Here is a 13,324-nt window from a genome sequence, read left to right on the forward strand (position 1 = left end):
TTCTTGTTGTCATAACAGAGTATAAGCTTGTAGGAGGGCTAATCTATAATGAAGAAATATGCAGTACCATCTTTGCTTTTAATGATTGTTCTTATCGCTTTTCCGCAAATTAGCGAGACCATCTACACTCCATCGCTGCCAGATATCGCAACAGCACTTGGTGTATCTAATAGTTCCGTACAATTCACGTTAAGCATCTATTTTATAGGATTTGCCCTGGGAGTCTTCTGCTGGGGCTGGCTGTCCGACTTGATTGGTCGTAGGCCTGCAATGCTGGGCGGTCTCATCGTATATGGGATCGGAAGCTTGATGTGCTTTTATTCGGATTCGATTCAGTTGCTTCTCATCGGCCGTTTCGTACAGGCTTTCGGTGCCGCAACTGGCTCGATTATCACCCAAACCATGCTTCGAGAAAGTGTATCGGGAGATCGAAGACATGCAATGTTTGCCCAAATCTCTGCTGTCATTGCATTTACGCCGGCAGTTGGACCACTTATTGGTGGTTGGATTGATCAGGCCCTTGGCTTCAGATGGGTATTCTTGGCGTTAGTAGTGATGAGCGTGTTGTTGTTCATATATGCTTTTCTTAAACTGCCGGAGACAACGAACGTTTCTTTACGATCCAAAGTCGCTATACTTCCGGTTGTTAAAAAGATGCTCGCTATGCCGCGCGTAATGGTGTTTGGCGTATTGATCGGAGGTATTAACGGAGTTTTATTCAGTTATTATGCCGAAGCTCCCTTCATCTTCATAGAACACTTTGATCTGTCGCCTGGCGTTTATGGTTTTCTGGGCATTATTGTGGCTTTGGCCTCAGTGGTCGGTGCAATGATCTCAAAACGATTATTGACCGTTTACACACCGGAAAAGATCATTCGTCTGGGTTGTCTGGTCATGACCAGCGGAGCTCTGCTCCTAATCCTTGGAAGCAGCTTGTCTATGATGCCCAATCTTTTGCAGATCATCTGCATGTTAACTGCCATGTTTGTTCTGTTGATTGGCGCAGGTATTGCTTTGCCCAATTGTCTAAGTCTTGCGCTTGTTCGTTTTCAAGATGTAATTGGCACAGCCGGTGCTATATTCAGCTTGGGCTACTACTTGCTGGTAAGCCTTACGACATGGGGAATGGGTGCTCTGCATAACGGTTCATTGCTGATGATGCCTTTATATTTTCTAATCATTAGCGGCGTAATGTGGTTGCTTGGCAAAAGATTTATCTCAGAAGAATAATCTATTAGGATAATTCATTAGGATCATAAATAATACGAAGAAATGTCACGGGGCACATTTCAAAAAAATAGAAGCAGTCCAGTACTTTTATCGTATCTGGGCTGCTTTTATTCATATTGTTGAACACGATGTTTTGAAAGCCAATCGGCTTATCCAACATTTTTTAATGTTTTATATCCATATCTACAACCTTAACTTTGAAGATTCCTTGCATATACGGAAGCAGTGAAAGTACGCCTACCACAGCCAGTACAACCCCGACCCAGATCGGTGCAACCAGACCATAACCGGCACTAATAGCCAAGCCTCCAACAGAAGACCCTACCACTACACCAAAGGTGACGATTGCGGTGTGAACGGTGTTCACCATCAGACCACTTCCTCCCGTACGTATCACTCGCGCGACCATAGGCGGGTTCATTGGAACTCCGGCCAACCCGATGATGATTACGGCAGGAATAACCACGGCAGCTGTATGTACGCCAATGGCGAATGTCAGAAGACCAAACGTCAAGAGAACAAGCCCTATCGTTAGAATCAGCATGGTGTATCGGTCCGCCAGTCGACCAGTGATCAGATTACCAGCAACCGTAGCAGCTCCATACACAACAAACAATAGTGGCACCACGGACGTTGAAAAGCCCGTCAACTCTGTAAAAATTGGAGCAAAGTAGCTGAATGCTGCAAATGTGGCTCCTATAATAAGAAAACTTGTCAGGTAAGCCGCCCAGAGCTTACGATTGCGAAAAGATTTCATTTCATGGCGCAGGCTAGTTGGCTCCGGTCTGGATAATACGGGGATCAACCGCAATGCGGTTACTCCTGAGAGTAGAACAAGAATGGCGACCGCCCAAAAACTTAAACGCCAGCCAAAAGCATCAGCCACCCACGTTGCAGCAGGTGTACCCAAAACTGTGGCGATCATAAGACCACCGAAGATAATTGATACCGCCCGTCCCCGCTGGTTTTCCTCTACGAGCGAAGCAGAGATCGAGATTGATACGCCAAAAGCAGCCGAGGAAGCAACACCTGCTATGATGCGTGAGGCCATCATAACCTCATAGCTACCTGCGATCGCGCCAAGCAACTGTCCAGCGAGAAACAGTCCGGTTAGCATAATAAACGCTTTTTTCCTAGGCATATTCAGCAGAGCAGCGGTTAGTAAGGGACCTCCCACGACCATCCCCGCTGAAAAGGCTGTAATCAAATATCCTACTTGCGAGACAGATACTCCAAACTCCCCCGCAAGTGTATTCATCATTCCAGCTACCATAAATTCTGAGGTAGTCATGCAAAAAATAGCTAAGCTAAGCACATAGATTGCCAATGGCATCTTCAATTCCCCTTTTCATATGAGTTATAAAACCACACTATTGTAATGATCGGTACAAAACTAATGCAAAAAAAGTGCCGGATTACCCGGCTAGTAAATAGCTGCCAATGTACCTTCTACAATACTTTTTGCCAGATCACGGTTCTGTGAAGAGCTGTTAAGCACGCGAAGTCCGTAATAGCTGCTTAGAAACAGGCTTGCCAGTTCTTTGGCTGGTCTCCCTGAAGTAATCTCTCCTGTCTGTGCACCCTGCCCCATCAGATCACAAAGTGCATCCTCCAAAAATCCGATATGACGTGTTACCACTTGCTCAACCATAGGATCAACCCGTGCCCGTTCCATTGCTGCATTAATTAGGAGACAGCCTCTTCGCCCCGATTCCGAAAAATCCTCCTGTATACCCCACTCCAGCAGGCCGCGTAATCTTTCTTTCAACGGTAAGGAGCTCTGTAAAATCTCGCTTTGCTCCCGTATCCCTTCCTCATGATAACGCTGGAGTACCTTTTCGTATAAATCATGTTTGCTGCCAAACGCATTATATAAACTGCCCTTCCCGAGACCGGTCTGTTTACATAGATCCTCAGTAGAGCACCCTTCGTATCCGTTCAACCAAAAGGCATCCATGGCTGCGTCAATCACAGCCGTATCCTTAAATTCTCGTGGTCTTCCACCTCTGGTCACTGCATTCCCTCCCTTCTCAACGAAATAATAAATCTTAGTATAGGTAATTTGTAACGTTCAGTCAAGAAGTTGTTTACAGCTTCATTTTTCTCTGTTACAGTAAAACTGTCATACCATATTAAATCGGGAAAGGAAGTCGGAATAAATGAAAATCGCAATTATTGGAACCGGAAATATCGGTGGTAATCTCACCCGTCGTCTCACCAAACTTGGTCATGATGTCTCGATTGCTAACTCACGTGGTCCTCATACCTTGACAGATCTGGCTGAAGAGACAGGCGCAAAACCACTTGAAGTAACGGAAGTCGCCCATGGAGCCGAGCTGGTCATCGTAACGATTCCACAAAAGAATATTCCGGATCTCCCTGATGGTATCTTAGACCATATTGCACCTGGTGCTGCGATTATTGACACCGGGAACTATTACCCCCGTCAGCGTGACGGCTTGATTGCCGAGATCGAAGATGGCTTACCTGAGAGTCGCTGGGTCGAGAAATATTTGAAACATCCTGTCAACAAAGCCTTTAATGGTATTTCCGCTATAAATCTGCTTGAACGTGGACTGCCTACCGGTTCAGCGGATCGACTTGCTCTGCCGGTAGCTGGTGATGATCCTGATACAAAGAAAATTGTACTTCAACTTGTCGAGGAATTGGGATTTGACGCCATAGACGCCGGCGGATTGGACGAATCCTGGCGCCAACAACCGGGGACTCCCAGTTACCAGGAGCATGGAGCGGATAGTCTCCAGCAGGCCTTATCGAATGCCAGTCCTGTACGAAGCGAGGACTTTAAAGCTTGAACATTTGAAATTCCGGGACATTGAATATGTCATCATCCACCGCCCTTTCGGGCGGTTTTTTTGTTTGATCATTTCTATTCCATGAAATACAACTGATGCTTCTTGCGGTACTCTCCAGGCGTGAGGGAAGTTTGACGTTTGAACAACCGTGTAAAATAGTTATGGTCCTGCAGTCCACACAATTCACCGATACGTTTCAGTGGAAGCTCCGAATGTGCCAATAACCGCTTGGCCTTCTCCATTTGCAGGTGATGCCTGTATTGCAGCGGGCTCATCCCCGTATACTGCTTCAGGCAGCGGGCCAGATAATCAAAATGATAAAGCAGATCACGCTCCATCTGTCCGGAATCAAACGGCTGCTCGAGATGCTGACCCAGATAAGTTGCCACCTTCTCGCTTAGAAAATAGGAACGAGCCTGCGGGCTGTTCTGTCTCATTCCCTTCTGTAATTGCAGCAGGAATTGACCCAATAGAACATGAAGCTCGAAGGAACGCTGACGGGTGAGTACATGGTGCAGCTCAAGCATTTCTTTCAGTATCGGCTCCAGGTTACGTAGATCCACCGCGGCGAATTTGGGAATTTCAATGACTCCTGGGGGAGCCTCAATATCCTGGTCTGTTTGTTGAAGCAAAGGCTGCTCCCAAGTCGTCTTTTCTTTCAAAATCATCTTTTGCAAAGAGGGAAGCTGGAAATGAATCCAGTATACTTCCGTCTGCACATCCGTTGGTCTATAGCCACGGTGGTCTTTGCCTGGTTCAAGAACCAGCATCATACCTTCCGCAATCTCGTACCGGAGGCCATCTTCCTCCATGTACAGCGCTCCTTTGGCGCAAATAATAAGATCAAACACATCAAAGCTACGCTGGGCATGCTGCATCCCCGGCTGCCATTCGGTGTGCCCAATGGCTGCTAATAGCGGAAACGGCGGAACTTGAAGTTCAAGTACAAGCATGAGATCCCTCCTTTGTTCAAAATGTAGATAATGTGCTATATATAGTCGTGATTGTCAGCTGTATCGGAGCTGATGATCGATTAGAGTGGTAGATATAATATGATTCTATCATTTAATGACCAGGGGGAAGCAAGCATGAAATTTCGTCAAGTTCATCTCGACTTTCATACGTCAGAAGCCATTGAAGGCATTGGCCGTGATTTTTCGAAGCAGCAATTTCAGAATATGCTCAAAACTGGGTATGTCGATTCCATCACCATATTCTCCAAGTGCCATCATGGCTGGGCCTATCATCCGTCTACCGCCAATCAAATGCATCCACATCTGAATTTCGATCTTCTGGGTGCCCAGATTGATGCTGCTCATGAGATAGGCGTAAAGACACCGGTCTATCTCTCCGCTGGCCTGGATGAGCGACTCGCCCGCAAACATCCACAATGGCTCATCCGCAATCAGCAGGAGCAGATCAGTTGGACAGCCGACTTCATGACGCCAGGATATCATCAATTTTGCATGAACACCCCTTATCTTGACGTTCTCACTCTACAGGTCGAGGAAGTCGTAAAGAAATATGATGTGGACGGCATCTTCCTCGATATCGTTGGTGTTCGGGAATGTTATTGTCAATATTGTGTTGCCGAGATTCGCTCACAGGGCTCCGATCCACGAAACATTCAAGATATGAAAAAACTGTGGGAACAGACGTATGCTCGTTATGCTAATCGAATGAATGAGACTGTGCATGCAGTGAAACCCGGACTACCTGTGTTCCACAACAGCAGTCACGTCGACCGTGGGCGGCGGGATCTCGCTCATGTGAATACCCATTTGGAATTGGAATCGCTACCAACGGGTGGCTGGGGGTACGACCACTTCCCGCTCTCTGCACGTTATGCGCAGACATTGGGCATGGATTTCCTCGGCATGACCGGAAAATTCCATACCTCCTGGGGCGAATTCGGCGGATACAAGCACCCCAACGCGCTGCGCTATGAAACTGCACTGAGCATTGCGAACGGGGCACGCTGCTCCATTGGAGATCAGCTGCATCCGGGCGGTCAGATGGATCATGCCACGTATTCGTTGATCGGGGAAGCTTATCGTGAGGTAGAAGCGAAGGAAGAATGGTGTCGAGATACTACCGCTATGGCTGATATCGCATTGCTGTCAGTGGAGGCAGCCTTATGGGAATCCGGAGGCGATCCTCATAACCAGCACATGCACCACCACGATACCGGCGCTGTAAGAGTTTTGCTGGAAGGCCACTATCTCTTCGATGTAGTAGATCTGCAGGCTGATCTATCCAAATATAAAGTTGTTATTTTGCCGGATGCCATTAGCATTACAGAGTCAATCAAAACCAAACTGACAGCCTTTCTTGCCGGGGGCGGCAAAATTCTGGCCACTGGCCGTTCCGGACTCTCACCGGATGGAACGGGCTTTGAATTCGATTTGGGCGTAGAATATCAGGAGGTTTCCCCATTCCGTCCCTCCTATTTCCGTCCGAATTTCGAGCTTCCTTCGCTGCGTACAGCCTCTTTCGTCATGTACACCGAAGGACAGAACACAGTACCCACGACAGACGGCATCGTACTTGGCAGTATGGAAAATTCATATTTTAACCGTGACTTGTTCACGTTCTGCTCTCACCAGCATACCCCTTCTGATCTGCAGGAATCGGGAACTGGCATGGCTGAAGGTCAGGATGGAATCTATATCGCGTGGAATGTTTTTGAAGATTATGCGACGAAGGGGAGTTTGGCTGTCAAGGAAATCATCTGTTACGCGTTGGACCGTTTACTGAGTAACAACAAGTCGCTGATAACCAACCTACCTGCCCAAGGGGTTACCACGCTGCAGATTCAGAAGAACTCGAACCGTTGGGTGAATCATCTACTTTATGCCTCTCCAGTACGTAGAGGACAAGGTGTGGAAGTTATCGAGGATATCCCTCCACTTATCAATACAGAGGTAACGGTTGCGGCTGCCGAACAAGTACAAGATGTCTATCTGGCGCCGCAGAACCTTAGTCTCCCATTCAGTCAGGTGAACGGCCTTGTGACCTACACGATACCGGAGTGGTCCTGTCATCAAATGGTCGTGATTCAATTTTAGAAGTACATTCATGGAACATTTAGCAGTAAACAAAAAAAGAAGTCGCCATTAACATGGCGACTTCTTCTTTGGCGTTTTACTCCGCCGATGTACTATCTTTAGGGATTAATGATTACACACAAGCTTTCAATTTGTTCAGAGCCTGGGAAATATCCCGAATCAGTGAGTCCACATTTTCCCGCTGGGTTGCCCAACTGGTACAAAAACGAACGACGCTGTGTGTATCGGACACCTTTTCCCAGAATGTGAACGAGTAACGGCTGCGTAAATCCTGAAGCAGATCATCTGGCAGAATCGGAAATTGCTGATTGGTTGGTGAATCATATAGGAAAGTAATACCTTGCTCCGCAAGCGAATCATGAATCAACATGGCCATGTCCACCGCATGCTGGGAAATCTCAAGATACAGACCATCTTCAAACAGCGTTTCAAATTGAATGCCCAGCAATCTTCCTTTGGCAAGCAGGCCGCCTTTTTGTTTGATCATATAACGAAAATCTGGCTTGAGTTTTTCATTCAAAATGACTACCGCTTCCCCCATCAATGCTCCGATCTTGGTTCCGCCAATATAGAATACATCACATAGGCGAGCGAGATCAGCGAGAGTTGTATCACAATTCCGGGAAGCAAGAGCATAACCAAGACGTGCCCCATCAATAAATAACGGGAGACCACACTGTTGGCTCACATCAAACAATGCTTGCAGCTCTGCCTTGCTGTACATCGTACCGTTCTCAGTAGGCTGGGATATGTAAACCATTCCGGGCTGGACACAATGTTCAGGTGCTGCATCATTCCAATGGGCATCATAGACCGCTTTGACCTGATCTGACGTGATCTTCCCATCTTCGCTTGGTACCGTAATTACTTTGTGACCTGTGGCTTCGATTGCTCCCGTCTCATGGACTGCGATGTGGCCCGAAGTTGCTGCAATCACGCCTTGGTACGGACGCAAAATGGAGGCGATAACCGTTGTATTGGTCTGTGTACCCCCAACCAAAAAATGCACATCTGCCTGTTCATTTTCACAAGCTTGTCGAATAAGGCTTCTCGCCCGATCACAATGGGCATCTTTACCGTAACCGCTCGTTTGTTCCATGTTCGTTGAAATCAGTCTTTGCAAAATGCGCTCATGCGCGCCTTCGTTGTAATCACATTCGAATCGTATCATCGTCTTGTCTCTCCTGCTCTTTTGTTCAACTTATCTTGAATATTCATCATTGAAGCGTAAACTTCTCTGATCTCTTCCTCATCCAAACCTTGCATTAACTTCACAATCTGCTGATCTGAACGTTCATTCAACTCACCGTAAAGCTGCTGCCCTTTTTCAGTCAGGCGAATCAAACTAACCCGGCTGTCAGCAGCTGAATCCACTTTCATCAGCAGCCCTTCTCTGGTCAGTTTACTTACAATTCGGCTCATGTAGCTGCGATCAATGGTCAGTGTATCCACCAGATTGTTCGCAATGCTCTCCCCTTGAATGCCAATTTCAATAATGACCCTTGCTTCAGCGAAGGAGTATCCCGTTCCCAGGATATGCTTATCGAGTACACCGAGTATATTGGTATAAAAACGGTTAAAACGCCGCATTTCAGTCAACATATCTGCATTTATTTGCTGAGAGTCGATGTGAAACCCTCCCTTTTAGTGGACATTGTCAACATTATATTAATCAGTTTAGTGGACGTTGTCAACAATATAATATCGATGAGCTTTATAGTTCAAATGAATGCCACTTTATTGAAAAACAAAAAAATAAACCGCGCAAATGCACGGTTTGTTTTTTTGCTATTAGGAATGGCTATATTGCACTTGGTGAAGCCTGCTGTATATGCCTCCAGCTGCGACCAGTTCCTCATGGTTCCCCTGCTCAGCGATGCCATCCGCATTGACTACAAGGATGCGATCTGCATTCTTGATGGTTGTCAGTCGGTGTGCAATAACAAGTGTTGTTCTACCCACTGACAGTTCCGCCAAGGACTTCTGGATTAATGCTTCAGTTTCGGTATCCAGAGCGGACGTTGCTTCGTCCAGGATGAGAATCGGTGGATTTTTCAGGAACATACGAGCAATGGACAGGCGCTGTTTCTGACCTCCGGAAAGTTTGACACCACGTTCACCAATGATCGTATCGATCCCTTCTGGCAAAGTAAGAAGCAACTCTTCCAAAGAGGCACGACGGGCTGCATCCCAGATTTGTTCGTCTGTAGCCGTTAAATCGCCATAAGCGATATTCTCCTTAATTGTGCCTGAGAAGAGAAATACATCTTGTTGAACAATACCGATATGTCTACGCAATGATTCCAGCTGAACCTCACGAATATCAACTCCATCAACGGTGATCCGACCTTCCTCTACTTCATAGAATCGTGGAAGCAGACTGCAAATGGTCGTTTTACCTGCACCCGAAGGACCCACAAATGCAACGGTTTCCCCTGGATTGATGGACAAACTGATATTATTCAGAATACGTCGATTTTCCTCATAACCGAATGAGACATTTTCGAAGCGAATATCTCCACGGACGCTTTTTAGCTCAACGGCATTTTTCGCATCGGCGATTTCCGGCTCAGTATCAATGATTTCCAGATAACGCTTGAATCCTGCAATGCCCTTAGGATAACTTTCGATTACGGCGTTAATTTTCTCAATCGGACGGAAGAAGATGTTGGATAACAGCAGGAATGCCATGAAATCACCCATATCAATTCTGCCATCGATAAAGAACCAGGCACCGCTAATCATAACGAACACAGTAACCAGACGCATCATCATGTAGCTGACCGATATACTCTTCGCCATCGTTTTGTAAGCAAGCAGCTTTGTTTTACGGAAGTTCTCGTTGTCTACGGAAAATAGTTTTTTCTCATGCTCTTCGTTAGCGAATGATTGAACGACACGAATTCCGCCTACGTTGTCTTCAATACGGGAATTAAAATTCCCCACATCGCCGAAGAGGCGCCGATAGGTCTTCGTCATACGCCCACCGAACACGATAATGACCCAGGCCATGATAGGAATAATGACAAAGGTGATCAGTGCAAGCTCTAAATTAATGTTCGCCATGAGCCAGAAAGATCCGATTAATGTCATCACTGCGATGAAAACATCCTCTGGTCCATGGTGAGCCACCTCGCCAATATCGTTAAGGTCATTCGTAAGATGACCGATCAGATGACCCGTTTTACGATTATCGAAAAACCGGAAGGATAACTTTTGCAAATGAGCAAACATCTTCGAACGCATGTTGGTCTCAATGTTAATGCCAAGCATATGTCCCCAGTAGGTCACGACATAATTCAAGACGGTATTCAGCGCATAGATCGACAGCAATACAATACATGCGAGGATAATGAGTGGCCAATCTTGACCTGGCAGCAACTCATTAATGAACTTGCTTACAGCAAGTGGAAATGCCAGCTCTAGTAAACCAGCTATTACGGCACAACCAAAATCAATTAAAAACAGTTTTTTGTAAGGACGATAATACGAGAAAAAACGACGAACCATTCTTATTCACTCTCCAGATCCTGATTAGGGCTTTCTTCTTCATTTTGTAATTCAAAAAGTTGGATGTATTCATCAATGACCTGATCAATCGCTTTCAACTCACCACTGATCATCTGATGTATATTACGGAACTCCTCCTGACCAAGCTGTCTAGCCAACGTAGCTCTTCGATTCTGCATTTGTTCCAAAAAGACTAGAATTCTTCCACGACGAAACGTTTGTGCCCCATTACCCCGTTTTCCGTGATGTTCTCCATGCCCTCTCCCACGTCTTGAACGTTCACCTTGTTGCTCATCTTCCCCACGACCGCGTCTGGACCGCTCTCCATGGCGATCAGGTTGTTCGTTCACATTTATATGTCTTTCTCTCATTTGTGAAGCACCTCCATTTTCGTATACATTTGTATACGAATTGTTTATGTATACGATTGTATACGCAAGCGATTTTTCTGTCAACCCGTATTTTTCCATTTTATTCTGGGCCAATTCATATTCAGTTCACCGTCCTAGAGTACACTAGCTTACGTACCACCACAGAGATCCCCAATCCACAGATAAGACAGGAGAAGATGAGATTGACACTGAAAAAACGAACTTCATTCGCCGCCGTAACCCTGGTGTTAACCATGTTAGCCCCAATGACTGCTCTCGCCACACCGGCAACCAGTAACAGTAGTAACCTTACGTATGATATGACCCAAAAAGCGGTGATGGAGAAGGCCAAGCTCCTTACGGAAACATATGGTACAACAAGTGTGCAGTACGCACTCATGGATGAGGGAGAGATCGTGATCTCCGGACAGGTAGGCAAAAACGACCCAGAGGGCCGTATCCCCCTTTCTTCTAATACAATGTACGGCATCGGTTCAACCAGTAAAATGGTGCTCACAGGCGCTGTGATGAAGCTGGTTGACGAAGACAAGATCGATCTGGATGTGCCGGTTGTGAACTATATCCCTGACTTTAAAATGAAAGATAACCGTTACAAACAGATCACACCTCGTATGTTGCTGAATCATTCATCCGGGATTCTTGGAACCTCAAGCGCTAGTGCCATACTGTATGGGGACAATGATACCTATGCACATGATACATTTTTGGATCAATTGGCCGAGCAAAATTTGAAGGCAGATCCGGGAGCCTACTCGGTGTATAGTAACGATAGCTTTACGTTAGCTGAAATTCTGGTCGAAAAGGTTAGTGGCATGAGCTTTAGCCATTTCATCCAACAGAATTTCACCGAACCCTTGGGTATGAGCCATACCAAAACACCGCAGGATCTGATTGATCCTGACCAAATGGCGGTAACTTATTCGCAGCTGAATAAGGAACAACTTCCACTAGAGAACACGAATATGATTGGCTCTGGAGGCATTTACTCTACCGCAGAAGACCTGGTCAAATTTTCGCAAATCTTTACGGGAGAGGTCACAGGTATTCTTTCCAGTGAGTCAGCAGAAGCCATGACGCAGGAAGAATACAAAAGTGGCCTGTGGCCAGAGGACAGCGATTCATCTATTTCGTACGGGTTAGGTTGGGATAGTGTAGACTTGTTCCCATTTAGCGAATACGGCATCAAGGCAGTTACCAAAGGTGGCAATACGATTGCTTATCATTCGTCATTAATTGTGCTTCCGGAATACAACATGGCTGCAGCCGTTACCTCTTCAGGTGGATCAAGCACAACCGACCAATTGATTGCGAGCGAACTGTTGCTTAGCGCCCTTGAGGAAAAAGATATGATTGAAGAACGCAAGCCGGAAAAGTCATTTGGCGTACCTGTAAAAACAACCATGCCGAAGGAACTAACGCAGTATGCTGGCATTTATGGGGCTGTTGGCAGCTCGTTATTGAAGTTGGAAGTGAATGATGAAGGACAGTTGACGATGTCCCAGCTATTGTCGCCGAACAGTACCGAACAAAAGTATACGTATACTGAAGATGGCTCTTTCGTGAACGAGCAAGGTACAGAAAAGTTGAAATTCGCCCAAGGAGATAACGGGAATACATACTTGTGGTCCCGTTCGTATCAGTCTGTGCCAGGGCTTGGACAGATCGCCTCCTCGGAATACAAGGCAGAAAAGCTCGAAACCAATACATTACCCGAAGATGTAACAGCCGCTTGGCAGAAGCGTGAAGGCAACATTTATTACCTGGTGAATGAAAAATACACCTCAACGGTATATGACAGTGCAACGCCAATCATCCCTATTCATATGTTCGATGAAGCACCAGGGTATGTGTATACCAATAAAATTATTGATGCAAATTCGGCTGTGAACCAACTGCAAATTCCAGGCTTGGCTGGGCGTGATACGATGGAGTATAAGTTATTTGAGAAAGACGGCGTGGAATACGTCTCAGCAGGAGGAAAGGTCTACGTCAGTCAAGAACTTGTGAGACCACTCTATTCAGGGAAACAATCGAAGACAACGATTCAAACAAACGGTTATGCGACATGGTACTCGATACCGGCAGCAGCCGCAGGTAAAGTGATGACAGTGAAGATGCCTTCGAAAGGCGCTTTCACTGTATATGACCAGACAGGTATCAGTACGAACCATACCGTGGTTAGTGGCGAGAATGAAGTTACCTTACCTGAAAACGGTACGATTGTATTTGCTGGTGAAGCTGGTTCAAGGTTCGAAATTTCGTTAACAAATCAATAATAATGAGCATGGAAAATACGCCCGTTCCCCGG

11 protein-coding genes are annotated in these 13,324 nt (G+C 46.2%); 4 read left to right on the forward strand and 7 right to left on the reverse strand.

What is annotated here, in order from left to right:
• Positions 1–48: 48 nt before the first annotated feature.
• A complete protein-coding gene (locus G3352_RS00140; RefSeq protein WP_163752937.1) occupies positions 49–1,230 on the forward strand; it encodes a multidrug effflux MFS transporter in 1,182 nt (393 codons plus the stop codon).
• 163 nt (positions 1,231–1,393) lie between these two features.
• On the opposite strand, the gene G3352_RS00145 is transcribed toward G3352_RS00140, so the two are convergent.
• Complete coding sequence (locus tag G3352_RS00145; RefSeq protein WP_163752938.1) at positions 1,394–2,563, reverse strand: MFS transporter; 1,170 nt, start codon at positions 2,561–2,563, stop codon at positions 1,394–1,396.
• 90 nt (positions 2,564–2,653) lie between these two features.
• On the reverse strand, positions 2,654–3,244 hold the full coding sequence (locus tag G3352_RS00150; RefSeq protein ID WP_163752939.1) for a TetR family transcriptional regulator: 591 nt from the start codon (positions 3,242–3,244) through the stop codon (positions 2,654–2,656).
• Between the two features lie 145 nt (positions 3,245–3,389).
• Between G3352_RS00150 and G3352_RS00155 the strand changes: the two genes are divergently transcribed.
• Positions 3,390–4,046: an NADPH-dependent F420 reductase gene (locus G3352_RS00155; RefSeq protein ID WP_163752940.1), complete on the forward strand. Its 657-nt coding sequence runs from the start codon at positions 3,390–3,392 to the stop codon at positions 4,044–4,046.
• Positions 4,047–4,120: 74 nt separating this feature from the next.
• On the opposite strand, the gene G3352_RS00160 is transcribed toward G3352_RS00155, so the two are convergent.
• Positions 4,121–4,999 carry a helix-turn-helix domain-containing protein gene (locus G3352_RS00160; RefSeq protein WP_163752941.1) on the reverse strand — a complete coding sequence of 293 codons (879 nt, stop codon included), beginning with the start codon at positions 4,997–4,999 and terminating at the stop codon, positions 4,121–4,123.
• Between the two features lie 135 nt (positions 5,000–5,134).
• Between G3352_RS00160 and G3352_RS00165 the strand changes: the two genes are divergently transcribed.
• The gene (locus G3352_RS00165) at positions 5,135–7,114 is read left to right on the forward strand and encodes an alpha-amylase family protein (RefSeq protein WP_163752942.1); all 1,980 of its coding nucleotides are present in this window, start codon (positions 5,135–5,137) and stop codon (positions 7,112–7,114) included.
• A gap of 112 nt (positions 7,115–7,226) precedes the next feature.
• On the opposite strand, the gene G3352_RS00170 is transcribed toward G3352_RS00165, so the two are convergent.
• The 4 genes from G3352_RS00170 to G3352_RS00185 form a co-directional block, all read right to left on the reverse strand.
• On the reverse strand, positions 7,227–8,285 hold the full coding sequence (locus G3352_RS00170) for a threonine aldolase family protein (RefSeq protein ID WP_163752943.1): 1,059 nt from the start codon (positions 8,283–8,285) through the stop codon (positions 7,227–7,229).
• Entirely contained in the window at positions 8,282–8,716 is a 435-nt protein-coding gene (locus G3352_RS00175) for a MarR family winged helix-turn-helix transcriptional regulator (RefSeq protein ID WP_240342868.1), read from the reverse strand. Before G3352_RS00175 ends, G3352_RS00170 begins: the two co-directional genes overlap by 4 nt.
• 189 nt (positions 8,717–8,905) lie before the next feature.
• The gene (locus G3352_RS00180) at positions 8,906–10,624 is read right to left on the reverse strand and encodes an ABC transporter ATP-binding protein (RefSeq protein WP_076288403.1); all 1,719 of its coding nucleotides are present in this window, start codon (positions 10,622–10,624) and stop codon (positions 8,906–8,908) included.
• Between the two features lie 2 nt (positions 10,625–10,626).
• Positions 10,627–10,974, reverse strand: a complete 348-nt coding sequence (locus tag G3352_RS00185) for a hypothetical protein (RefSeq protein WP_053782414.1) — start codon at positions 10,972–10,974, stop codon at positions 10,627–10,629.
• A 218-nt stretch (positions 10,975–11,192) separates the two neighbouring features.
• Between G3352_RS00185 and G3352_RS00190 the strand changes: the two genes are divergently transcribed.
• On the forward strand, positions 11,193–13,292 hold the full coding sequence (locus G3352_RS00190; protein WP_205524641.1) for a serine hydrolase domain-containing protein: 2,100 nt from the start codon (positions 11,193–11,195) through the stop codon (positions 13,290–13,292).
• The last annotated feature ends 32 nt before the right edge of the window (positions 13,293–13,324 follow it).

It is taken from the genome of Paenibacillus sp. ALJ109b (assembly GCF_010747435.1).
GTDB classification, from domain to species: Bacteria; Bacillota; Bacilli; order Paenibacillales; family Paenibacillaceae; genus Paenibacillus; species Paenibacillus taichungensis.

Coding starts and splice junctions, on each gene's coding strand:
- G3352_RS00140 (WP_163752937.1), top strand. CDS start 49: ATGAAGAAATATGCAGTACCATCTTTGCTTTTAATGATTGTTCTTATC.
- G3352_RS00145 (WP_163752938.1), bottom strand. CDS start 2,563: ATGCCATTGGCAATCTATGTGCTTAGCTTAGCTATTTTTTGCATGACT.
- G3352_RS00155 (WP_163752940.1), top strand. CDS start 3,390: ATGAAAATCGCAATTATTGGAACCGGAAATATCGGTGGTAATCTCACC.
- G3352_RS00160 (WP_163752941.1), bottom strand. CDS start 4,999: ATGCTTGTACTTGAACTTCAAGTTCCGCCGTTTCCGCTATTAGCAGCC.
- G3352_RS00165 (WP_163752942.1), top strand. CDS start 5,135: ATGAAATTTCGTCAAGTTCATCTCGACTTTCATACGTCAGAAGCCATT.
- G3352_RS00170 (WP_163752943.1), bottom strand. CDS start 8,285: ATGATACGATTCGAATGTGATTACAACGAAGGCGCGCATGAGCGCATT.
- G3352_RS00175 (WP_240342868.1), bottom strand. CDS start 8,716: ATGTTGACTGAAATGCGGCGTTTTAACCGTTTTTATACCAATATACTC.
- G3352_RS00180 (WP_076288403.1), bottom strand. CDS start 10,624: ATGGTTCGTCGTTTTTTCTCGTATTATCGTCCTTACAAAAAACTGTTT.
- G3352_RS00190 (WP_205524641.1), top strand. CDS start 11,193: ATGAGATTGACACTGAAAAAACGAACTTCATTCGCCGCCGTAACCCTG.